Source organism: Pseudomonas sp. F8002 (genome assembly GCF_013385495.1).
Classification (GTDB): Bacteria; Pseudomonadota; Gammaproteobacteria; order Pseudomonadales; family Pseudomonadaceae; genus Aquipseudomonas.
The window spans coordinates 50,573-72,826 of the sequence record NZ_JACAPW010000018.1 but is presented as its reverse complement, the minus strand read 5'-3'; the positions used below and the strand labels follow the sequence as shown (position 1 = coordinate 72,826).

Genomic DNA, 22,254 nt, shown 5'->3' with positions numbered 1-22,254 from the left:
CCATGCGGCTTTTTCATGCCCTATTTCTTGGGCAACGCGTAGGCAATCACATAATCCCCACGGTCCGGCGACTGTCGCGCGCCGCCAGCGGTGAGCACGATGTACTGCGTGCCGGTCTTGGGCGACACGTAGGTCATCGGCCCCGACTGGCTACCCACCGGCAGCCGTGATTTCCAGATCTCGTTGCCGTTGCCGGTATCGAAGGCGCGCAGGTAGAAGTCCTGGGTGCCGGCGAAGAACAACAGACCAGACTGGGTCGCCAGCGATGCGCCAAGGGTCGGCATGCCAATCGGAATCGGCATGTGCATGCGGATACCCAGCGGCCCGGTGTCTTCAACCGTGCCCACCGGCACTTGCCACATCAGCTTGTGGGTTTTCAGATCGATGGCCGACATAGTGCCAAACGGCGGTTTCTGACACGGAATGCCCGCCGCCGAGAGGAAGCGCTCGCGCATCGCGCCGAATGGCGTACCGTCTTGCGGCACTACGCCCATTTCGATGCCACTGGCACCGGCGGCGATCTTGTCGCGCGGAATCATGTAGTTGGCCAAACCCAGGCGCATGTCGTTGACGAACATATAGTGGGTGTTCGGGTCCACCGACACGCTGCCCCAGTTCATACCCCCAAGCGAACCCGGGAATTGCAGCGCACGGTCCAGGCCTGGCGGCGTATAGACGCCCTGGTGACGCATGCCCTTGAACTGGATGCGGCACATCAGTTGGTCAAACGGCGTGGCGCCCCACATGTCGGATTCGGTCAGCTGCTGATTGCCGATCGAAGGCATGTCCACCGAGAACGGCTGAGTCGGCGAATAACGCTCGCCGGGCACGTTGCCCTGGGGCACCGGGCGCTCTTCAACCCTGGCGATGGGCACGCCGGTTTCGCGGTTGAGCAGGAAGATTTCACCTTGCTTGGTGACTTGGGCCAGTGCCGGTTGCACGCCGCCGTTGCCATCCGGAATGTCGTAGAGCAGCGGCTGTGCCGGCAGGTCGAAGTCCCACAGGTCGTGGTGAGTGGTCTGGAAGTGCCAGCGCACCTGGCCGGTCTTCACGTCGATGGCGACGATGGAGGAGCTCCACTTGTCGTCATAGGCGGTACGTTCACCGGCGAAGAAATCCGGGGTGGCGTTACCGGTAGGCAGGTAGACCAGGCCGAGCTTGGCGTCGTAGGACATGGCCGACCATACGTTCGGCGTGCCACGGGTGTAGGTCTCTCCTGCAGGTGGGCGTTTGGTGGTGTTCGGGTTGCCCGGATCCCAGGCCCACACCAGTTCGCCGCTGTGCACGTCAAAGGCGCGCACCACGCCTGGCGGTTCACCGGTGGAGAAGTTGTCCGCCACGCGTCCACCCACGATCACAACATTTCCCGCCACCAGTGGCGTCGAGGTTTGCTGGTAATAACCGGGCTTCACTTCGCCCATGTCGGTCTTCAGGTCGACAGTGCCGTGGTCGCCGAAGTCTTCGCAAGGCGCGCCGCTTTCAGCATTGATCGCAATCAACCGGGCATCGCCGGTCGGCAGAAACAGACGTTTCACACAGGCTTTGGCGCCGGCGGGTTGCTCGCTGGCACTGCTGTCGAAATAACCCAGGCCACGGCAACGTTGCCAGTTGGGGCCGCTGCCCTGGGGGTCGAATTTCCAGCGTTGGGCACCGGTATCGGCATCCAGGGAAAACACTTTGCCGTAGGCGGTGCACACGTAAACGCTGTCACCGATCTGCAGCGGGGTGTTCTGGTCTTCGGCACCGGCGCCATTGCTCTCGGGGATGTCGCCGGTGTGGAAGGTCCAGGCCACCTGCAACTTGTCGATGTTGCCTTTGTTGATCTGGTCCAGCGCGGCAAACCGATTGCCGGCGGTGGTGTTGCCCCAGTGGGCCCAGTCTTTTTGCTCGGTGCCCGGCGTTACCGCAGTCACCGCAGGCTCACTGCTGGCCTTGACCACGTGGGTCGGTACAAACATGTACGCCAGGGTGGCGACCACGCCCAGGCCCAGCAGCCCGGCAACGCCATAGGCGCCGCGCCCGGGTGTCGATCCGGAAGCGCGGGCGAGCTGTGGATAAATCAGCGCGACTACCAGGCCGATGACGGCGAAGGTCAGGACTCGCGAAACCAACGGCCAGTATTCCAGGCCGGTATCCCACACCGCCCAGATCGCAGTCAGCACCAATGCCACGGCGTACAGCCATGCGCCCTGAGGCCGGCGCTTGGCGATCAGCACACCAGAAACCAGCATCGCCAGGCCCATCAGCAGGAAATACCAACTGCCGCCCAGCACTACGAGGTAACCGCCACCGCCTGCCAAACCCAGGCCGATCAAGGCGATCAGCAGGCCCAGCCCAACCAGCAACCATCTGCTGCCGGTGGCAGCCCCAAAGTTATTCATCGCGCAAACGTCCTTCCTGTATACCTAACGCAAAATAATGTACCAAACAGTTACTTTTCACAATCTGGCACAAAATAATGTGTTCGATCAGCGGCGAAAATAAATTCCCGGCCGGGCGGGCAGTATCGCCAGGACCGAGCCTGTAACATGCTCGCCCATTGATGCCCGCGCCGGAGAACACCTTGTCCGCCTCTCACCCTCCCGTCCTCGATGAAATCGATCGCCAGTTGATCGCCGCCTTGCAGATCAACGCGCGTGAAAGTGTGGCCATGCTTGCCCGGCAACTGGGCATCGCGCGCACCACCGTCACCTCACGCCTGGCGCGCCTGGAAAAAACCCAGGTGATTACCGGCTATGGCGTGCGCCTCAGCCAGCGGGTGGTGGACGGTGGTTTGCAGGCCTACGTGGGGATCACCGTGCAACCGCGCTCCGGCAAGGAAGTGCTGCGCCGGATCAGTGCCATGGCGCAGGTTCAGCAGTTATGTGCGGTAAGCGGCGAGTTCGATTACGTGGCCTGGCTGCGCACCGATTCGCCGGAACAGCTGGATCAACTGCTGGACCAGATCGGCAGCGTCGACGGCGTGGAGAAGACCACCACCTCGATCATCCTCAGTAACAAACTGGATCGCGGACAACCAATCTGACCAGCAAGCTCGTCATTCTGACTAAAAACAATTCAATCCGACGACACATTGCGTCTTATTAACGAACGCTACGCTCCCTAGAATGGCTGCCATCTTTTCCTATACTCAGCGGGTCGCGCCCCGCCGAGCCGCCAGCAAGGTCAGCCATGAGCATTCCTTCCAGCACCATCAGCAAGACCAATCGCCACCCCGCCAACGGTAAAAAGCCAATCACCATCTTTGGCCCGGACTTTCCGTTCGCCTTTGATGACTGGATCGAACATCCGGCGGGCCTGGGCAGCATTCCGGCGGCCAACCACGGCGCCGAAGTGGCGATCGTCGGCGCCGGGATTGCCGGGTTGGTGGCCGCCTACGAGCTGATGAAGCTGGGACTTAAACCCGTGGTGTATGAAGCCTCGAAAATGGGTGGCCGCCTGCGCTCCCAGGCGTTTGAAGGCGCCGAAGGCATCATTGCGGAACTGGGTGGCATGCGTTTCCCGGTGTCCTCCACCGCGTTCTACCACTACGTCGACAAACTCGGGCTGGAGACCAAACCCTTCCCCAACCCGCTGACGCCGGCTTCCGGCAGCACGGTCATCGACCTCGAAGGCCAGACGCACTACGCACAGAAACTCGCTGACCTTCCTGCACTGTTCCAGGAAGTGGCTGACGCCTGGGCCGACGCCCTGGAAGCCGGCTCGCAGTTCGCCGATATCCAGCAAGCCATCCGCGACCGTGACGTACCGCGCCTGAAAGAGCTGTGGAATACGCTGGTTCCGTTGTGGGACGACCGCACCTTCTACGACTTCGTGGCGACCTCCAAAGCGTTCGCCAAGTTGTCCTTTCATCACCGCGAAGTGTTCGGCCAGGTCGGTTTCGGCACCGGCGGCTGGGACTCGGACTTCCCCAACTCGATGCTGGAAATCTTCCGCGTGGTGATGACCAACTGCGACGATCACCAGCATCTGGTGGTCGGCGGCGTCGCCCAAGTGCCCATGGGCATCTGGCGCCATGTGCCGGAGCGTTGCGCCCACTGGCCCGAAGGCACCAGCCTCAGTTCCCTGCACAACGGTGCGCCACGGGCCGGGGTCAAGCGCATTGCCCACGCGCCGGACGGCCGTTTCGCCGTCACCGACAACTACGGTGACACCCGCGAATACGCCGCCGTGCTGACCACCTGCCAGAGCTGGCTGCTGACCACCCAGATCGAGTGCGACGAAACCCTGTTCTCGCAAAAGATGTGGATGGCCCTGGACCGCACCCGCTACATGCAGTCGTCGAAGACTTTCGTGATGGTCGACCGGCCGTTCTGGAAGGACAAGGATCCGGAAACCGGCCGCGACCTGATGAGCATGACGCTGACGGATCGCCTGACCCGCGGCACCTATCTGTTCGACAACGGTGACGACAAGCCGGGGGTGATCTGCCTGTCCTACTCCTGGATGAGCGATGCGCTGAAAATGCTTCCGCAACCCATCGAGAAACGCGTGAAACTGGCTCTGGATGCACTGAAGAAGATCTACCCGAAAGTCGACATCGCCGCGCGGATCATCGGCGATCCGATCACCGTGTCATGGGAAGCAGACCCGCATTTCCTCGGTGCTTTCAAAGGCGCACTTCCCGGCCACTATCGCTACAACCAGCGGATGTACGCGCACTTCATGCAGAAGGACATGCCGGCGGAGCAACGCGGTATTTTCATTGCCGGTGACGACGTGTCCTGGACCCCGGCGTGGGTTGAAGGCGCCGTGCAAACCTCGCTGAACGCGGTGTGGGGCATCATGACTCACTTCGGTGGCAGCACTCACCCGCAGAACCCGGGGCCGGGGGATGTGTTCGACGAGATCGGGCCGATCGCACTGCCCGAGTAAGGAGTTGCCCATGCGTGTTGCCCTGTATCAATGTCCGCCTTTGCCGCTGGACGTGGCCGGTAATCTCAAGCGCCTGCATCAGTTGGCGCAAGAGGCCACCGACGCCGACCTGCTGGTACTGCCGGAGATGTTTCTCACCGGCTATAACATCGGCGTGGAAGCGGTCGGCGCCCTGGCTGAAACCCAGGACGGTCCCGCTGCCCAGTCCATCGCCGCGCTGGCGAAAAACTCGGGCGTGGCGATTCTGTATGGCTATCCGGAGCGCGGTGCAGACGGGCAGATCTACAACGCCGTGCAGTTGATAGACGCCAACGGCCAACGCCAGTGCAACTACCGCAAGACCCACCTGTTTGGCGATCTCGACAACTCGATGTTCAGCGCCGGGGACGATGATTTTCCGCTGGTGGAATTGAACGGCTGGAAGCTGGGTTTCCTGATTTGCTATGACCTGGAATTCCCGGAGAACACCCGGCGCCTGGCGCTGGCCGGGGCGGAGTTGATCCTGGTGCCGACGGCCAATATGGTGCCCTTCGATTTCGTCGCCGATGTGACCGTGCGGGCGCGGGCGTTTGAAAACCAGTGTTATGTGGCCTACGCCAATTACTGCGGGCAGGAAGGCGAGATCCAGTATTGCGGGCAAAGCAGCATCGCCGCGCCGGATGGCCAGCGGATTGCCCAGGCCGGTCTGGATGAAGCGCTGATCGTGGGCACACTCGATCGGCAGTTGATGGTCGACTCACGCGCGGCCAATCGCTACCTGCTGGACCGTCGTCCCGAGCTTTATGGGGCGTTGCACAAGCACTGATCCCGCAGGTTTGCGCTAGCATAGGCACTTCCTACGTTTCGGAAGTGCTCATGCCTGCGCCGGCCCACCCTCATCACCTTCAATTGACCCTGGCCAGCGGCCTGCGGGTTTCCTTGCATCATGCGCCGCGCTTGAAGCGCGCCGCGGCTGCCTTGCGCGTTGCAGCGGGCAGCCACGATGTACCCCTGGCGTGGCCGGGACTGGCGCATTTTCTTGAGCATTTATTGTTCCTGGGCACCGAGCGTTTTCCCGCAAGCGACGGGCTGATGGCCTACGTCCAGCGTCAGGGCGGGCAGGTGAATGCCGGCACCCGCGAGCGCACTACCGACTTTTTCTTTGAGGTGCCTGTTTCGGCATTTGAAGCCGCACTGGAGCGCCTGGGGGACATGCTCGCCCATCCGCGCCTGGCCCTGGAAGACCAGTTGCGTGAGCGCGAAGTATTGCAGGCGGAGTTTATTGCCTGGTCGCAAGATGCCACGGCGCAACAGCAACAAGCGTTGCTGGAAGGTGTTGCGGCGGATCATCCGTTGCGCGCGTTTCATGCGGGCAACCGGGATAGCTTGGCGGTAGAGCGTGAGGATTTTCAGCAGGCGTTGCGGGATTTTTATGAAGGTTTCTATCATACCGGGCAGATGACCTTGAGCCTTGCGGGCCCTCAGTCGCTGGTGGAGCTGGAGGCATTGGCGCATCAGTTTGGCGCTGCGCTGAAGACTGCACCTCTGCGGCGACAGACGCCGGCGCCAGCGTTGCTGGCCGGCAATCAACGTACTTATCAACACACCGATGAACACCACTGGCATCAGGTGGTGGCAAGCGAGGCTTCCCCTGAGGCGCTGGATTTCCTCTGCCTGTGGCTGAACACTTCGGCGCCCGGCGGGTTGCTCGCCGAGTTGCAGTCGCGGCAGTTAGTCAGCGCCATTAACGCAACGGCGCTGTATCAATTTGCCGGACAGGCGTTGTTGGATATCAAGTTCACCCTGGACACTCAGGGTGCGCAGCAGACGACACTGATCGAAGAACTGCTGCACGACTGGCTGAGCTTTTTCGCACACAGTGACTGGGCGCCCCTGCGGGAAGAGTACGCCTTGCTGCTTGCTCGCAAACAACAGGTCAGTGGTGCCCTGGCATTGGCCCGGCAGGCCAACGAACTGGTCCTGTCCGAGCAAAGCGCCAGCTCCCTCAAGACCCTGCTGGACTCGCTGCAATTGCCGCCGTCCCGGCACGCCTGGCAACTGCCGCCCACCAATCCGTTCCTGCAGCCGGCAGCCAGGGAAGAGCGCCCGGGGCTGATTCGCGGGCAAACCAGCGCCCATCGCGGCCTGCGCACGTTCGCCCAGGATCGCTCCCGTGGGCGAAAGGACCTTTCGGCGCTGACCTTCAGCCAGGCCTTGCCAGGCGACACAGATGAAGGCGCGCTCTACCTGCGCTGGCATCTGGATTCGCCGCTGGATGCAGAGCTTTTCCCACGGCTGCGTGAGAACGCCAGCCAGGCTGGCGTCCAGTTGTCTTTCGAGACAATCGGCGGTCACTGGCAGCTGAAGATGCTAGGGCTGCACGAACCCATGCCCGCGATATTGGAGGAAGTGGCCCGTGAGCTGACCCGCCTCGACGAAAATGCCGGAGCGTCATCGTTCCCGGCACCGGCAATGGCGATCCGACAGTTGCTCAAGGCATTACCCGAGTATTGCGCCGACATCCCAGCTGCACAGCAGGTTGCTGGGCAAGACCGATGGTCAACCGCTCGCTGGCAAGGGCTTGCCGTGGGACTGCCCGCCGCCTGCGAGACGGCGATAAAAAGTGCAGCCGGGAAACTGCCCGGCCAACCCCAAGCGGCTATCAGCGAACTGCCGTCAATCAGCAGCCAGCATCGTTGGCACGAAGTCAGGACCGATTCCAGCGACGCCGCGTTGCTGCTGTTCTGCCCGACACCCACACGCTCCCTGGCGGACGAGGCTTGCTGGCGCCTCCTCGCACATCTGGTGCAAGCGCCGTTCTACCAGCAACTGCGTGTTGAGCTTCAATTGGGCTACGCGGTGTTCAGCGGCATCCGACAGTACAACGGGCAAACCGGCCTGCTGTTTGGGGTGCAATCCCCAAGCGCGTCTCTTGCGCAAATACTTGATCACCTGCAGGCGTTCCTGAAGCAACTGCCCGCGCTGATTAACGCCCGCGAACTGCCGAACGATCTGGCCCGGCAATTTTCCCTCGACGCCCTACCCACTTCCCAAGCCGCTGAACTGCTCTGGCACGCGCACTTGGCAGGCCACCCGTCGGATTACATCCAGCAGCTGCAAGATTTCATCCAGACCCGCACCCGCGAGGATTTAATGGTAGCTGCACAGCATCTCAATGCTGCTGCAGGCGGATGGCGCTGTGTGGCCAATGGCGCTTGTGCCGCCGGCTCCTGGCAACGATCTGGCTGATCATTGCCGCTTCGGTAAAAGGCTTTTTCCCGCAGGACAGCGCTATCTTCAAAAGAAGTACGTAACATTCACATGCACACATCTGAACATCTCCGCTTGGAGGTGGACTATATGTATTACTTGGTAGTAAACGTCCCTTCCCTTCGTAGGAGTAAGAACATGACCTGGTCCAAACCTGCTTACACTGATCTGCGTATCGGCTTTGAAGTCACCATGTACTTTGCCAGCCGCTGATTGGCTTTGTATCGCAATGCAACGCCTCGGCTCGCCCGGGGCGTTTTTATTTTTGAGTTGTGTGTAATGGAGCGGCCATGTTTGTCCAGATTCTAGGTTCCGCCGCGGGCGGTGGTTTCCCGCAATGGAACTGCAACTGCGTGAACTGTGCAGGTTTTCGCGACGGCAGCCTGCGGGCCGAGGCGCGTACCCAGTCGTCCATCGCGATTTCCGATGACGGCGTGAACTGGGTGCTGTGCAACGCCTCGCCAGATATCCGCGCCCAGCTTCAAGGCTTCGCCCCGATGCAACCGGGCCGCGCGCTGCGGGATACCGGCATCAGCGCGATCATCCTGATGGACAGCCAGATCGACCACACCACCGGTCTGCTCAGCCTGCGCGAAGGCTGCCCGCACCAGGTGTGGTGCACCGACATGGTCCATGAAGACCTGAGCACCGGCTTCCCGCTGTTCACCATGCTGACCCACTGGAACGGCGGCCTGGCCTGGAACCGCATCGAGCTGGACGCCAGCTTCACGATCCCCGCCTGCCCCAACCTGCGCTTCACACCATTGCCCCTGCGCAGCGCGGCACCGCCCTACTCACCTCACCGATTCGACCCACACCCGGGCGACAACATCGGCCTGATCGTCGAAGACCTGCGCACCGGCGGCAAGCTGTTCTATGCGCCGGGCCTGGGCAAGGTTGACGCACCGTTGCTGGAAATAATGGCCGGCAGCGATTGCCTGCTGGTGGACGGCACGATGTGGGACGACGACGAAATGCAGCGCCGTGGCGTCGGCACCCGCACCGGTCGCGAGATGGGCCACCTGGCACAAAACGGCCCCGGCGGCATGCTGGAAGTGCTGGAGCAGTTGCCCAAGCAGCGCAAGGTGCTTATCCACATCAACAACACCAACCCGATCCTGGATGAAGACTCGCCCGAGCGAGCCGAGCTGCTGCGACGCAATGTGGAAGTGGCGTACGACGGCATGAGCATTGAATTGTAGGAGCGAGCCAAATGACTGACACACCGCTGACCACCGCCGAGTTCGAACAGGCCCTGCGCGCCAAGGGCGCCTTCTACCATATCCATCACCCGTATCACGTGGCGATGTACGAAGGCCGCGCCACCCGCAAGCAGATCCAGGGCTGGGTCGCCAACCGTTTTTATTACCAGGTGAACATTCCCCTCAAGGACGCCGCGATCCTGGCCAACTGCCCGGACCGGGAGATTCGTCGTGAGTGGATCCAGCGCCTGCTGGATCACGACGGCGCTCCCGGCGAAGACGGCGGCATTGAAGCCTGGTTGCGCCTGGGACAGGCCGTCGGCCTCGACCCGGATCAACTGCGCTCCCAGGAGTTGGTACTGCCGGGCGTACGATTTGCGGTAGACGCCTACGTCAACTTCGCCCGCAGGGCCAGCTGGCAGGAAGCCGCCAGCAGTTCCCTGACCGAGTTGTTCGCCCCGCAGATCCACCAGTCGCGCCTCGACAGCTGGCCCCAGCATTACCCATGGATCGACCCCGCCGGCTACGAGTATTTCCGCACCCGCCTGGGCCAGGCTCGCCGGGATGTGGAGCACGGTCTGGCCATCACCCTGCAGCACTACACCACCCGCGAAGGCCAGGAGCGCATGCTGGAAATTCTCCAGTTCAAACTGGACATTCTTTGGAGCATGCTCGATGCAATGAGCATGGCTTATGAACTGAAACGCCCGCCGTATCACAGCGTGACCGACCAGCGTGTATGGCATAAGGGGATCACCCTATGAGCTTCGATCGCAGCAAAAAACCGACCTGGCGCCAGGGCTATCGTTTCCAGTACGAACCGGCGCAAAAAGGCCATGTGCTGCTGTACCCGGAAGGCATGATCAAGCTCAACGACAGCGCCGCGTTGATCGGTGGCTTGATCGACGGCGAGCGCGATGTCAGCGCAATCATCGCCGAGTTGGACAAGCAGTTCCCTGGCGTGCCCGAGCTCGGTGAAGACATCGAGCAATTCATGGAGGTTGCCCGTGCTCAGCACTGGATCGAACTTGCCTGACCTGCCACCCAAGCCGGAAATCGGCCTGCCGCTCTGGTTGCTGGCCGAGCTGACCTACCGCTGCCCGCTGCAATGCCCGTACTGCTCCAATCCGCTGGATTTCGCCGAGCAGGGCAAGGAACTGAGCACGGAACAGTGGATCAAGGTATTTCGTGAAGCCCGGGAAATGGGCGCTGCGCAACTGGGGTTTTCCGGCGGTGAGCCGCTGGTGCGCCAGGACCTCGCCGAACTGATCGCCGAGGCGCGCAAGCTGGGTTTCTATACCAACCTGATCACCTCCGGCATCGGCCTCACCGAGCAGAAGATCAGCGACTTCAAGAAGGCCGGCCTGGACCATATCCAGATCAGTTTCCAGGCCAGTGACGAGCAAGTGAACAACTTGCTGGCCGGCTCGAAAAAAGCCTTCGCGCAAAAACTCGAAATGGCCCGGGCAGTGAAAGCCCATGGCTACCCGATGGTGCTGAACTTCGTCACCCATCGGCACAATATCGACAAGATCGACCGCATCATTGAGCTGTGCATTGCCCTGGAAGCGGACTTTGTCGAGCTTGCCACCTGCCAGTTCTACGGCTGGGCCCAGCTCAATCGTGTCGGCCTGTTGCCGACCCAGGAACAGCTGGTGCGCGCCGAACGCATCACCAACGAATACCGCGCCAAGCTCGAAGCCGAAGGCCACCCGTGCAAGCTGATATTCGTCACGCCGGATTACTACGAGGAACGCCCGAAAGCCTGCATGAATGGCTGGGGCAGCATCTTTCTGACAGTAACGCCGGACGGTACTGCCCTGCCGTGCCACGGCGCCCGACAGATGCCGGTGCAATTTCCCAATGTGCGCGACCACAGCATGCAACACATCTGGTACGACTCGTTTGGCTTCAACCGCTTTCGCGGCTACGACTGGATGCCCGAGCCGTGCCGTTCATGTGACGAGAAGGAAAAGGACTTCGGTGGGTGCCGCTGCCAGGCGTTCATGCTGACCGGGGATGCCAGCAATGCTGACCCGGTGTGCAGCAAATCGGAGCACCACGGCATGATCCTCCAGGCCCGCGAAGAAGCGGAGCACGCCACCCAGACCATTGAGCAACTGGCCTTTCGCAATGAGCGCAACTCACGGCTGATCGCGAAAGGCTGAGGTCTTTTAGCGTTTGGCGATGATGTACACCGCGTGCACGATGCCGGGAATGTAACCGCACAAGGTCAGCAGGATGTTCAGCCAGAACGCGCCAGCGAAACCCACTTGCAGGAACACACCCAGTGGCGGCAGCAGAATAGCGATGATGATGCGAATGATATCCATGGGTTCAGCTCCAGAAAATCGGCTCGTGTGAGCCGTACAAGCTAATCGACCTTGGCCGTTGGTAAGGGTTCAGTGGGATCTGGCACTCAGCCATCGTCCAATTCGCGGACAAAAAAACGCCCCCAGCCAAAAGAATCAGGCTGGAGGCGCCGCGTATACCGCGAGACGGTTCAGGAAATATGGGGCTTAAACGGCAATGCCCTTGCGGCATTGCAGCTGTGCAGTGCGCACCCGGGAGAAGGCACGGGCCAGACGCAGGAGCATTTCGTCGACGTTGCTTTTGCTCAATGTGAGCGCCGGGGTGAAGCGCAGGCAATCGGGTTGCGGCGCGCTCAGGATCAGGCCTTCACTGAGCGCGGCGTTTACCACCGCATCTGCCGAATCCTCCGACAGAGTCAGTCCCCACAGCAGGCCTTGGCCGCGCAGTTCACCCTGGTCATAGCGATGCGCCAGGCGGGCAAGCCCTTCGCCCAGATAAGTGCCGACCTCGCAGACGTGTGCAAGAAATCCGTGGTTCAGCACCGTATCAAGCACCGCCACACCGGCGGAAGCCATCAGCGCGTTGCCGTGGTGGGTGCCTTCCAGCTCACCCAGCTCAAAACAACACGCTTTGCCCCGTGCCAGCAACGCCGCCAGCGGCACACCACCCCCCAAGCCCTTGCCCAGGGTGATGATGTCGGCGCGAACGCCATAGTGCTGTTCGGCGAGCAACGTGCCACAACGGCCGGTGCCGGTTTGCACTTCATCGAGGATCAACAGGATTCCCAGCTCACGGCACAGGCGTTCGACACCCTTGAGGTAATGCTCGGTCGCGGGAATGACGCCGGCATCGTTCTGGATCGGTTCCAGCATGATTGCCACGGTTTGCGCATCCACCGCCGCGTGCAGCGCCGGCAGGTCGTTGAACGGCACGTGGCTGAAGCCTGGCAACTGGGGCTCAAAACGGTTTTCACTGGCGGCTGCCGAGGCCGACATCGCGGCAAAGCTGCGGCCATGGCAACCGTTGCTCGCGGTGATGATGCGATAGGCGCCGCCACGGTGCAGTTGGCCCCATTTGCGCGCCAGCTTGATAGCCGCTTCGCAGGCTTCGGCGCCGCTGTTGAGCAGGTAGGCCTGGTCGCTGCCGGTGCGATGGCACAGGCGGTCGGCGAGGTTCAGTTGAACGCGGTTGTGCAGGCTGTTACCGGGATTGATCAGCGATTGGGCCTGATCGGCCAGCGCCTTGGTCACTGCCTGTGGGCTATGGCCCAGGCTGTTGGCGCCGCCACCCTGGCTGAAGTCGAGATAGGCGCGGTCTTCGCTGTCCCACAGCCAGGAGCCCTGGCCGCGTACAAACACCTGTTGCGGGCGGGCCACACTGGGCATCAGGCAATCGCTGGAAAGATCGTCTCGCAGAGCCGGGGTCTTCGCCTCGAGGATCAGATCATCCAGGCTGGGGGCGGGGCGACGCAGGTTGAACAGGTTCATGGATGAACCCCTTTGGCAATCGCACCTTGGTCGGTATTACCGATAAACCCATGGCGGAGGTTTTTTGCCTTGCCTATGCAAACACCGTCAACATAAACACTACTCATCGTGCTTTCCGGCCCTGTAAGCCCTGTGAATAGGCGCTAGACTAGGCGCCTTGGGAGCACTCGGCCATTTCGATTTTCCAGCATTTTCGATAAGCATTACTTATGGATTTCAAGCAACTGCGTTATTTCGTCGCGGTGTACGAAGAAGGCCATGTGGGGCGGGCAGCGGAGCGCCTGTCGATCTCCCAGCCAGCTTTATCGCAGCAGATTCGCCAGCTCGAGCAAAACCTTGATGTGAGCCTGTTCGAACGCAGCAGCAAGCGCCTGCTGCCGACCCTCGCCGCCCACACTTTGTATAACCACGCCCTGCCCTTGCTCGACGGTATGCAGCATGCGGTGGAAGCGCTGCGCAACTTCAAGGGCCAGGCACTGCGCACCTTGGCGATCGGCGTGCTGCAAACCGTGCACACCAGCCTGGTGCCGCAGATGCTCGAACGGGTGCGCAAGGCCCAGCCGCACCTGGTCGTACAGATCTACGAGCTGACCGGGATGGAAATCGAACGCCGGCTGCTCAACGGCTCGCTGGATATCGGCATCAGCTACCTGCCGCCACGCCAGCCGGGGCTGCACGGCGTGCTGCTGTATGAAGATGAACTGAAGGTGGTCATCCCGGCTGATCACCCGCTGCGAGAATTCAAGAAAGTCTCCCTGAAGCAAGCCGCCGAGTTACCCATGTTGCTGCTGGGGGAGGAGTTTCAGGTGCGCCAGATATGGCAAGGTCAATTGGCCAACCTGGGCCGACGCCCGCAAGTGCAGGCCGAGTTGAATACGATGGCGGGGATTCTCGACAGCCTGCCCCACACCAAGCTGGCGACGGTGCTTCCCGGACGCTCCCAGGACGAACACAACAGCAAGGCGTTGCTGTGGAAACCCTTGAGCGAACCACGGGTGCCGTTGAAAGTGGGGTTGGTGTGCCGGGATGTGCAGCGCCAGCAGGCGACGCTGGAATTGTTGCGCACGCTGCTGGAAGACGTGATGAACGCGCCCGCCTGACTTTTTCGCAGGCAAAAGAAAACCCCGCCGAAGCGGGGCTTTGCAGACTGTTTCCCTGACATCCATTTCACTCCGCCTTCCTGGCAGAATCCTACGTGTCCGTGTTGTTGCTTTGCGCTTCCTGCGCGACGTCCATGTGAAGTAGATTATCCGTGGATCCAATTTGGCGATAGAGGACGAATAGCAGCACGTCATGTAAGAGAATGCTTACACGCCCTCCAAGCCCTTAGAACAGTGCTTCATCCAGCAAAAACAGCGATTCGCTACCGGCTTTTACCGAGGCGCTGAGGGACGCGATCCGCGGCAGCAAGCGCGCAAAGTAGAAACGCGCGGTGCCCAGCTTGCTCGCGTAGAAGTCTTCCTGAGCCTCTTTACCCAGAGCCGCCTTGGCCATCAGGGCCCACATGTAGGCATAAGCCATGTAGCCGAACGCGTGCAGGTATTCCACGGATGCCGCGCCGATTTCATTCGGGTTGGATTTGGCGCGGTCCAGCAGCCAGGCGGTCAGTTCGTCCAGGTCATCCACGGCCGCGTTCAGCGGTTTGGTGAATTCGGCCAGTTCGGCGCCGGCAGTGGCGGTGAAATGGCGGATCTCATCAGCGAACAGCGTGTAGAACGCCCCGCCGCTGCCGACGATCTTGCGTCCCACCAGGTCCAGGGCCTGAATGCCGTTGGTGCCTTCGTAGATCTGGGTGATGCGCACATCACGCACCAGTTGCTCCTGGCCCCATTCGCGAATGTAGCCGTGGCCGCCGAAAACCTGCTGGCCGTGCACGGTGGTTTCCAGGCCCAGGTCGGTCAGGAACGCCTTGGCAACCGGGGTCAGCAGAGCAACCAGATCGTCCGCGCGTTTGCGGGCGGTGGCGTCTTCGCTGAACTTGGCGGTGTCGAGTTGCATCGCCACGTAGGTGGAGAATGCGCGGCCACCTTCGTTGGAGGCTTTCATGGTCAGCAGCATGCGCCGCACGTCCGGGTGGACGATGATTGGGTCAGCGACCTTGTCCTTGGCTTTCGGACCGGTTGGCGAACGGCTTTGCAGGCGGTCGCGCGCATATTCGATAGCGTTCTGATAAGAGCGCTCACCGGAGGCCAGGCCCTGGATGCCCACACCCAGGCGCTCGTAGTTCATCATGGTGAACATCGCGGCCAGGCCACGGTTCGGCTCGCCCACCAGGTAGCCCACGGCTTCGTCGAAGTTCATCACGCAGGTCGCAGACGCCTGGATGCCCATCTTGTGTTCGATGGAGCCACAGGTCACCGGATTACGCGCCCCCAGGCTGCCGTCGGCATTGACCATGAACTTGGGCACCAGGAACAGCGAAATACCCTTTGGACCCGCCGGTGCGTCCGGCAGCTTGGCCAGCACCAGGTGGATGATGTTCTCGGTGAGGTCGTGCTCGCCACCGGTGATGAAGATCTTGGTGCCGCTGACCTTGTAGGAACCGTCTGCCTGAGGCTCGGCCTTGGTCCGAATTATCCCCAGGTCAGTGCCGGCATGAGGTTCGGTCAGGCACATGGAACCGGCCCACACGCCGGAGTACATATTCGGCAGGTAAGTGGCCTTGAGCTCTTCACTGGCGTGGGTGTTGATCGACACGCAGGCGCCGGAGGTCAGCATCGGGTACAGGCCGAAGGCCAGGCCCGAGGAGTTGATCATCTCTTCCACCTGAGCCGACACCGCCTTGGGCATGCCCATGCCGCCGTACGCCGGGTCGCCGCCAACACCTACCCAACCGCCTTCAGCGTAGGTTTTGTAGGCGTCCTTGAAGCCAGCCGGGGTGAAGACCGCGCCATTCTCCCAGCGGCAGCCTTCTTCGTCGCCGCCGCGGCTGAGCGGGGCGACGGTCTTGGAGGTGACTTTGCCGGCTTCTTCGAGGATTGCCTCAACGGTCTCGGCGTCAACGGTCTCCGCCAGCGCGGGCAGTTGGGCCCAGAGTTTGGCGACCTCGAAAACTTCGTTGAGGACGAAGCGCATATCGCGCAGCGGCGCTTTGTAGTCAGCCATGGCAAACCTCGTGAGAACTTTAACGTTATTCGGGTGGGGTCGGTTTTACAGACCCCGAGTGTAACCGAACAACTTTTGTGACACATAGGGTCTGCTTGTGACCAACAAGTATTTTACGGTCACTAAAGCGCAAACAGCTCCGCCGGCAGACTCATCAGGCACTCACTGCCCGCCTCCACCGCCGCCCGGTGCGCGGCCGTGCGCGGTAGCAGGCGCTTGAAGTAGAACTCGCAGGTCGCCAGCTTGCCTTGGGCGTAATCGGCATCACCGCTACCGCTGTCCAACTGCTCCTGTGCCACCAGCGCCATGCGCAGCCACAAGTAGGCAAGGATGATGTAGCCGCTGTACATCAGGTAATCCAGGGCTGCAGCGCCGACTTCATCCGGGTTTTTCATGGCTGCCATGCCTACCTTGACCGTCAGCTCACCCCACTGCTGATTCAACTGGTTGAGCTGAGCCACATGGGCCTTGAGTTGCGGATGTTCGGCGTTGGCCGCGCAAAACTTGTGGACGATTTTGGTAAAGCCGCGCAGCAGCTTGCCCTGGCTGCCGAGCACCTTGCGCCCGAGCAAATCCAGGGCCTGGATGCCGTTGGTCCCTTCATAGATCGGCGCAATCCGGCAATCGCGAACCAGTTGCTCCATGCCCCATTCACGAATGAAGCCATGGCCACCGAACACCTGCATGCCGTGGTTGGTCACCTCCAGCCCGGTTTCGGTCATGAACGCCTTGCAGATCGGCGTAAGGAAGGCCAACAGATCTTCGGCTTCCTGGCGTTGCCCCTCGTCGCCACTCAGGTGTGCGGTATCGAGCAACTGTGCCGAGAAGTAGGTCAATGCGCGGTTGCCTTCATTGAAGGCTTTCATGGTCAGCAACATGCGCCGCACATCCGGGTGGACGATGATCGGATCAGCGGCTTTTTCGGGTGCCTTGGCGCCGGTCAGCGAGCGCATCTGCAAGCGGTCGTTGGCGTACTTGATCGCACCCTGGAAGCTCGCTTCCCCCAGGCAAAGGCCCTGCATGCCGGTGCCCAGGCGCGCATGGTTCATCATGGTGAACATGCAGTTGAGGCCCTTGTTCGCCTCACCGATCAGGAAACCCCGGGCGCCATCGAAGTTCAGCACGCAGGTGGCCGACGCCTTGATGCCCATCTTGTGCTCGATGGAGCCGCAACTCATCGTGTTGCGCTCGCCCGAGTCGGCATGGAACTTGGGCACGATAAACAGCGAGATTCCCTTGGTGCCGGCCGGCGCATCCGGCAGCTTGGCCAGCACCAGGTGGATGATGTTGTCACTCATGTCATGCTCGCCGGCCGAGATGAAAATCTTGCTGCCGGTGACTGCATAACTGCCGTCGGCCTGCGGGACGGCGCGGGTCTTGATCAGGCCCAGGTCGGTGCCGCAATGGGCTTCGGTCAGGCACATGGTGCCGGTCCACTGGCCCGCGGTGAGTTTGCTCAGGTAGGTGTTTTTCTGCTCTTCAGTGCCGTGGGCACGGATCGCCGACATCGCACCGTGGGTCAGGCCGGGGTACATGCCCCAGGACGTGTTGCTGGAGGAGATCATCTCCGCGAGTACCAGGCCCAGGGACATTGGCAAGCCCTGCCCGCCGTAGGCCGGGTCAGCCGCCAAACCGTGCCAGCCGCCTTCCACGTACTGCGCGAAGGCTTCCTTGAAGCCCTTGGGCGTGGTCACCACACCGTTGTCGAAATGGCAGCCTTCTTCATCGCCGGAGCGGTTCAACGGCGCCAGGACGTTTTCGCAGAACTTCGCACCTTCCTCAAGGATCGCGCCGACCATGTCCGGGCTGGCATCGCTTGCACCCAGCGCGGCGTAGTGGCCGTGGAAGTCAAAGACGTGATCGATCAGAAAGCGCATGTCGCGCAGGGGAGCTTTATAGTCAGGCATGGCAATGTCTCCGGCAGCAGATGCCTTCAACCTACTGCCGCACGGCCCACCGGACAATCACTGTAGGGCCGCTGAATACACCACCATCACTCAACCGGCAGCGCTGTCCATGCGGACCGCGCCGCGGCGGGTCTGCCCCGCAGCGACCACGCAGTTACGCCCCGCGCCCTTGGCGTTGTACAGCGCCTGGTCGGCGGATTTGAGCACTTCTTCAGGGCTGCGCTGCTCGGCCTGGCGTTCGGCCACGCCGATGCTGACGGTCACCGACACGCTGGAAGCGCCATTGCCCACACGACGCTGGCGCCCCTGCTGGTCGTCGTGGGGACGGTCCGGGTTACGCAGCTTGATGTCGTAGTTGGCGATGATTTCGCGGATCTCTTCCAGGTGCGGCAGGCATTCATCCAGGGTCTTGCCGGCGAATACCACGGCAAATTCCTCACCGCCATAGCGGTAGGCCCGGCCGCCGCCGTTGACCTTGGACAACTTGCTGGCCACCAGGCGCAGTACCTGGTCGCCCACGTCGTGGCCATGGGTATCGTTGAAACGCTTGAAGTGATCGACGTCGCCCATGGCCAGCACATAATTGCGCCCCAGGCGTTGCATGCGCTCATTGAGCGCGCGGCGGCCCGGCAACCCGGTCAGCTCGTCACGGAAGGCCATTTGATAAGCCTCGTGGGCCACCCCGGCAGCGATCATCAGCATCACCTGGCTGCACATGATGTTCAGGGTGAACGGCAGAATGAACGTCTGCGGCAACATCCAGAACAAGCCCAGCAACCCTACCAGCTGCGCGGCGTGCAGCGGTCTTGGTTGATACCAGTACTGCGCGGCCAGGGTCACAAAACCAATCAGGAACATCGGATAGGATAGCTGGATCAGGCTCATCCAGCGGCCATGCAAGGCGGGCCAGCGAATTTCGGCCAACCAGCTTAACAAGGCATGGGGGAAACTTTGTTCAAGGGCAAGCGCCACGCTGCCTACCGCAAACAGCACCGCGCAGCGTGCGACGAAGTCGCGAAACAGGTGGGTTTTTTCTTGCCAGACCGCGTAGATGCCGAACAGCAACGGTAACAACAGGCAACACAGATGGAAGACCACGGCCGCGTCGTCCCGCACGCGACCGTTATCGCGGTAGTAATCGGTCTGGGTATCCAGCAGGAAATAGACCACGTACACCGTGATCATCAGGAACAGCTCTCGCTGGCGCCGGTAGACCGCGCAGTACGAACCGCCCAGCAGCAGCACGAGGGTCGGCAGCACATTGAACAGTGAAGTGAAGAACACATTGAGATCCTTCACATACGCAGCCGAGAGCCCCGCCAGCAGTAAAAGCAGTGAAGGTAAAAAATGACTGAAACGTACAGCAGACGCGCGCGACAAGGGTAAAGCTCCGACCCACAAAAAAAGATGGCACAGTGCCTTCACTGATCACAGTTAAGCACATTCAATGTGATGCGTATCACATTGCCATCACTGTAACGGCCGCTCGGAGCAATCCCTGAGTGCGGTACTGTGGTTTTTTATCGCGCAAAAAAAACCGCCGCTCCCGAAGGAGCGGCGGCTTTTGAAGCGAACTGGCCGAGGCTTAGTAGCCCAGGTCGAAGTTCTCTTCTTTCATGTCCATCAGGTTGTTGGCGCCCGACAGCATGGTTGCAACGTGGGTGCGGGTACGCGGCAGGATGCGCTGGAAGTAGAAGCGCGCTGTCTGCAGCTTGGCGGTGTAGAAGCCTTCTTCGGTGGTGCCGGCAGCCAGTTTCTCGGCGGCCAGGCGGGCCATGTCGGCCCAGAAGTAAGCCAGGCAGGCATAACCGGAGTACATCAGGTAATCCACCGAAGCGGCACCGACTTCTTCGCGGTCTTTCATGGCCGCCATGCCGACCTTCATGGTCAACTCGCCCCACTCTTTGTTCAGTGCCGCCAGCGGTGCAACGAATTCCTGTACGGCTTCGTTGCCTTCGTTGGCCTGGCAGAACTTGTGGACGATCTTGGTGAAGCCCTTCAGCGCTTCGCCTTGGGTCATCAGCACTTTACGGCCCAGCAGGTCGAGGGCCTGGATGCCGGTGGTGCCTTCGTACAGCATCGAAATGCGGCTGTCGCGAACGTTCTGCTCCATGCCCCACTCGGCGATGAAGCCGTGGCCGCCGTAGATTTGCACGCCGTGGTTGGCGGCTTCAAAACCGACTTCGGTCATGAACGCCTTGGCAATCGGGGTCATGAACGCCAGCAGTGCGTCAGCCTGTTTCTTGGCTTCGTCGTCGGTGCCGTACTTGACCACGTCAACCTGCTTGGCGGTGAAGTACACCATCGCGCGGTTGCCTTCGGCGAAGGCTTTCATGGTCAGCAGCATGCGGCGCACGTCAGGGTGCACGATGATCGGGTCAGCGGCCTTGTCCGGCGCTTTCGGGCCAGTCAGGGAGCGCATTTGCAGGCGGTCACGAGCGTATTTGAGGCCGCCCTGGAAGCCGATTTCAGCGTGGGACAGGCCTTGCAGCGCGGTGCCCAGGCGAGCGGTGTTCATAAAGGTGAACATGCAGTTCAGGCCTTTGTTCGCCGGGCCGATCAGGAAACCGGTGGCCGCGTCGAAGTTCATCACGCAGGTGGCGTTGCCGTGGATACCCATCTTGTGTTCCAGGGAACCACAGGACACCGCGTTGCGTTCGCCAATCGAACCGTCGGCGTTTGGTACGAACTTGGGAACGATGAACAGCGAAATGCCCTTGGTGCCAGCCGGTGCGTCCGGCAGGCGAGCCAGCACGATGTGGACGATGTTGTCGGCCATGTCGTGTTCGCCGGCCGAGATGAAGATCTTGGTACCGGAAACCTTGTAGGAACCATCAGCCTGAGGCTCGGCCTTGGTGCGCAGCATGCCCAGGTCGGTGCCGCAGTGCGGTTCGGTCAGGCACATAGTGCCGGTCCACTCGCCCGACACCAGTTTGGTCAGGTAAGCCTCTTGCTGCTCGGGAGTGCCGTGCTCGGAAATGGTGTTCATCGCGCCATGGGAAAGGCCCGGGTACATGCCCCACGACCAGTTGGCTTCGCCGACCATTTCGCTGACCGCCAGGCCCAGGGATTCCGGCAGGCCCTGGCCACCGTGCGCCACGTCGTGGGCCAGGCTTGGCCAGCCGCCTTCAACGAACTGTTTGTAGGCTTCTTTGAAACCGGTAGGGGTCTTAACGCCTGACTCGCTCCAGGTGCAACCTTCGATATCACCCACGCGGTTCAGCGGCGCCAGTACCTGCTCACAGAACTTGGCGCCTTCTTCGAGAATGGCGTCAACCATGTCCGGGGTAGCGTCCTGGCAAGCCGGCAGGCTCTGATAGTGCGCTTCATAGCCAAGCAGTTCGTCACGAACGAAGCGAATATCACGCAAGGGGGCCTTGTAGTCAGGCATAGCGATAAACCTCTGCTGATGTATCTGGGATGAACAACCGCATGGATGTGTTGTGGCGGTCAAACAGTTGTTTGAAACATACGTTTACGACCAATCCTTGTCAAGCGTCGCGCAAACGCCGTTTGTCATGACGCAGGTCAACGTCAGGCACGGCAAGGCCTGCAGCGAAATGCCGCATTACGATTCAGGGGGAAAAAGATTATTGAGCGGTGAAGATCAATGTGGGAGCTGGCTTGCCTGCGATGCGGGCGCCGCGGTGTATCAGGAGGATCGAGGTGACGCTATCGCAGGCAAGCCGGCTCCCACAGAGAAGCCAGCTCGCACGATAAGAGGGGGGGGTTATGCGTAAGTATCGATCAAGGTGCCGAGCATTTCGTCGGAAGCCTTGGCGACTTTGGCGCCCAGTTCAACCTGGAACTTGCCTTGGGCCATCTCGACCATGTTGCTCGCCGAGTTGCTCGCCTGATTGGCGTCTACCGAACGCAAACGATCATTTTGCGCGTCCGAAGGCTGGGAAGTGGCGGCGCTGGCAATCTTGCCGGCGGCCTGGTCGACACGGTTCTGCCCGGTCTGAATCGCGCTCAGTCCCGAGTAAAACGCACTGCTACCAGAGATTTCCATGGCGTGAACCTGCCTATAAGAGAATCGTGAACTGTTATTGAAGCAGACCTACCGGCAAAACGCCCGTCAAAAACACTAATGGCATAATGCCTTCGCGATAGGCA

At 61.1% G+C, this 22,254-nt stretch carries 18 protein-coding genes; 10 read left to right on the top strand and 8 right to left on the bottom strand.

The annotated features are described in order from the left end of the window. Nucleotides 1-20: 20 nt before the first annotated feature. A complete protein-coding gene (locus tag HX811_RS15970; RefSeq protein ID WP_177046512.1) occupies nt 21-2,381 on the bottom strand; it encodes a glucose/quinate/shikimate family membrane-bound PQQ-dependent dehydrogenase in 2,361 nt (786 codons plus the stop codon). 161 nt (nt 2,382-2,542) lie between these two features. Between HX811_RS15970 and HX811_RS15965 the strand changes: the two genes are divergently transcribed. The 9 genes from HX811_RS15965 (at nt 2,543) to pqqE (ending at nt 11,494) form a co-directional block, all read left to right on the top strand. Then, nucleotides 2,543-3,025: an Lrp/AsnC family transcriptional regulator gene (locus HX811_RS15965; protein WP_102604402.1), complete on the top strand. Its 483-nt coding sequence runs from the start codon at nt 2,543-2,545 to the stop codon at nt 3,023-3,025. 167 nt (nt 3,026-3,192) lie between these two features. Further along, nucleotides 3,193-4,875 carry an NAD(P)/FAD-dependent oxidoreductase gene (locus HX811_RS15960; RefSeq protein WP_177020672.1) on the top strand — a complete coding sequence of 561 codons (1,683 nt, stop codon included), beginning with the start codon at nt 3,193-3,195 and terminating at the stop codon, nt 4,873-4,875. Between the two features lie 10 nt (nt 4,876-4,885). Continuing rightward, nucleotides 4,886-5,680, top strand: coding sequence for a carbon-nitrogen hydrolase family protein (locus tag HX811_RS15955; RefSeq protein ID WP_177046510.1), 795 nt, complete (start codon nt 4,886-4,888; stop codon nt 5,678-5,680). A 50-nt stretch (nt 5,681-5,730) separates the two neighbouring features. Next, the gene (gene pqqF / locus HX811_RS15950) at nt 5,731-8,103 is read left to right on the top strand and encodes a pyrroloquinoline quinone biosynthesis protein PqqF (protein WP_177046508.1); all 2,373 of its coding nucleotides are present in this window, start codon (nt 5,731-5,733) and stop codon (nt 8,101-8,103) included. A 159-nt stretch (nt 8,104-8,262) separates the two neighbouring features. Next, nucleotides 8,263-8,337: a pyrroloquinoline quinone precursor peptide PqqA gene (gene pqqA / locus HX811_RS15945; RefSeq protein WP_003194766.1), complete on the top strand. Its 75-nt coding sequence runs from the start codon at nt 8,263-8,265 to the stop codon at nt 8,335-8,337. Between the two features lie 77 nt (nt 8,338-8,414). Then, on the top strand, nt 8,415-9,326 hold the full coding sequence (pqqB, locus tag HX811_RS15940) for a pyrroloquinoline quinone biosynthesis protein PqqB (RefSeq protein ID WP_003211040.1): 912 nt from the start codon (nt 8,415-8,417) through the stop codon (nt 9,324-9,326). Nucleotides 9,327-9,337: 11 nt separating this feature from the next. Beyond that, a complete protein-coding gene (pqqC, locus tag HX811_RS15935; RefSeq protein ID WP_177046506.1) occupies nt 9,338-10,090 on the top strand; it encodes a pyrroloquinoline-quinone synthase PqqC in 753 nt (250 codons plus the stop codon). Further along, nucleotides 10,087-10,362: a pyrroloquinoline quinone biosynthesis peptide chaperone PqqD gene (gene pqqD, locus HX811_RS15930; RefSeq protein ID WP_003211043.1), complete on the top strand. Its 276-nt coding sequence runs from the start codon at nt 10,087-10,089 to the stop codon at nt 10,360-10,362. The genes pqqC and pqqD overlap by 4 nt, the downstream gene beginning before the upstream one ends. Further along, on the top strand, nt 10,355-11,494 hold the full coding sequence (gene pqqE, locus HX811_RS15925; RefSeq protein WP_008434380.1) for a pyrroloquinoline quinone biosynthesis protein PqqE: 1,140 nt from the start codon (nt 10,355-10,357) through the stop codon (nt 11,492-11,494). The genes pqqD and pqqE overlap by 8 nt, the downstream gene beginning before the upstream one ends. 6 nt (nt 11,495-11,500) lie before the next feature. Here the strand turns inward: pqqE and HX811_RS15920 are convergent, their stop codons facing one another. Then, nucleotides 11,501-11,659 carry a YqaE/Pmp3 family membrane protein gene (locus HX811_RS15920; RefSeq protein WP_003211049.1) on the bottom strand — a complete coding sequence of 53 codons (159 nt, stop codon included), beginning with the start codon at nt 11,657-11,659 and terminating at the stop codon, nt 11,501-11,503. A gap of 186 nt (nt 11,660-11,845) precedes the next feature. After that, entirely contained in the window at nt 11,846-13,126 is a 1,281-nt protein-coding gene (locus tag HX811_RS15915; RefSeq protein ID WP_177046503.1) for an aspartate aminotransferase family protein, read from the bottom strand. A 209-nt stretch (nt 13,127-13,335) separates the two neighbouring features. Between HX811_RS15915 and HX811_RS15910 the strand changes: the two genes are divergently transcribed. Then, on the top strand, nt 13,336-14,226 hold the full coding sequence (locus HX811_RS15910) for a LysR family transcriptional regulator (RefSeq protein WP_003211052.1): 891 nt from the start codon (nt 13,336-13,338) through the stop codon (nt 14,224-14,226). A 226-nt stretch (nt 14,227-14,452) separates the two neighbouring features. Here HX811_RS15910 and HX811_RS15905 read toward each other — a convergent pair whose 3' ends face one another. From HX811_RS15905 to HX811_RS15885, 5 genes are all read right to left on the bottom strand, one after another. Next, the gene (locus HX811_RS15905; protein ID WP_177046501.1) at nt 14,453-16,231 is read right to left on the bottom strand and encodes an acyl-CoA dehydrogenase C-terminal domain-containing protein; all 1,779 of its coding nucleotides are present in this window, start codon (nt 16,229-16,231) and stop codon (nt 14,453-14,455) included. 122 nt (nt 16,232-16,353) lie between these two features. Continuing rightward, nucleotides 16,354-18,138, bottom strand: coding sequence for an acyl-CoA dehydrogenase C-terminal domain-containing protein (locus tag HX811_RS15900; RefSeq protein ID WP_177008814.1), 1,785 nt, complete (start codon nt 18,136-18,138; stop codon nt 16,354-16,356). A gap of 90 nt (nt 18,139-18,228) precedes the next feature. After that, complete coding sequence (locus HX811_RS15895; protein ID WP_023659318.1) at nt 18,229-19,518, bottom strand: diguanylate cyclase; 1,290 nt, start codon at nt 19,516-19,518, stop codon at nt 18,229-18,231. 205 nt (nt 19,519-19,723) lie between these two features. Further along, the gene (locus tag HX811_RS15890; RefSeq protein ID WP_008434376.1) at nt 19,724-21,529 is read right to left on the bottom strand and encodes a phenylacyl-CoA dehydrogenase; all 1,806 of its coding nucleotides are present in this window, start codon (nt 21,527-21,529) and stop codon (nt 19,724-19,726) included. A 339-nt stretch (nt 21,530-21,868) separates the two neighbouring features. Then, complete coding sequence (locus HX811_RS15885) at nt 21,869-22,150, bottom strand: hypothetical protein (RefSeq protein WP_008434375.1); 282 nt, start codon at nt 22,148-22,150, stop codon at nt 21,869-21,871. Nucleotides 22,151-22,254 lie beyond the last annotated feature (104 nt).

Excerpts from the sequence above, each read along its gene's own strand:
- HX811_RS15970 (WP_177046512.1), bottom strand. The coding sequence starts at position 2,381 with ATGAATAACTTTGGGGCTGCCACCGGCAGCAGATGGTTGCTGGTTGGG.
- HX811_RS15965 (WP_102604402.1), top strand. The coding sequence starts at position 2,543 with ATGCCCGCGCCGGAGAACACCTTGTCCGCCTCTCACCCTCCCGTCCTC.
- HX811_RS15955 (WP_177046510.1), top strand. The coding sequence starts at position 4,886 with ATGCGTGTTGCCCTGTATCAATGTCCGCCTTTGCCGCTGGACGTGGCC.
- pqqF (WP_177046508.1), top strand. The coding sequence starts at position 5,731 with ATGCCTGCGCCGGCCCACCCTCATCACCTTCAATTGACCCTGGCCAGC.
- pqqB (WP_003211040.1), top strand. The coding sequence starts at position 8,415 with ATGTTTGTCCAGATTCTAGGTTCCGCCGCGGGCGGTGGTTTCCCGCAA.
- pqqC (WP_177046506.1), top strand. The coding sequence starts at position 9,338 with ATGACTGACACACCGCTGACCACCGCCGAGTTCGAACAGGCCCTGCGC.
- pqqD (WP_003211043.1), top strand. The coding sequence starts at position 10,087 with ATGAGCTTCGATCGCAGCAAAAAACCGACCTGGCGCCAGGGCTATCGT.
- HX811_RS15920 (WP_003211049.1), bottom strand. The coding sequence starts at position 11,659 with ATGGATATCATTCGCATCATCATCGCTATTCTGCTGCCGCCACTGGGT.
- HX811_RS15915 (WP_177046503.1), bottom strand. The coding sequence starts at position 13,126 with ATGAACCTGTTCAACCTGCGTCGCCCCGCCCCCAGCCTGGATGATCTG.
- HX811_RS15910 (WP_003211052.1), top strand. The coding sequence starts at position 13,336 with ATGGATTTCAAGCAACTGCGTTATTTCGTCGCGGTGTACGAAGAAGGC.
- HX811_RS15905 (WP_177046501.1), bottom strand. The coding sequence starts at position 16,231 with ATGGCTGACTACAAAGCGCCGCTGCGCGATATGCGCTTCGTCCTCAAC.
- HX811_RS15900 (WP_177008814.1), bottom strand. The coding sequence starts at position 18,138 with ATGCCTGACTATAAAGCTCCCCTGCGCGACATGCGCTTTCTGATCGAT.
- HX811_RS15890 (WP_008434376.1), bottom strand. The coding sequence starts at position 21,529 with ATGCCTGACTACAAGGCCCCCTTGCGTGATATTCGCTTCGTTCGTGAC.
- HX811_RS15885 (WP_008434375.1), bottom strand. The coding sequence starts at position 22,150 with ATGGAAATCTCTGGTAGCAGTGCGTTTTACTCGGGACTGAGCGCGATT.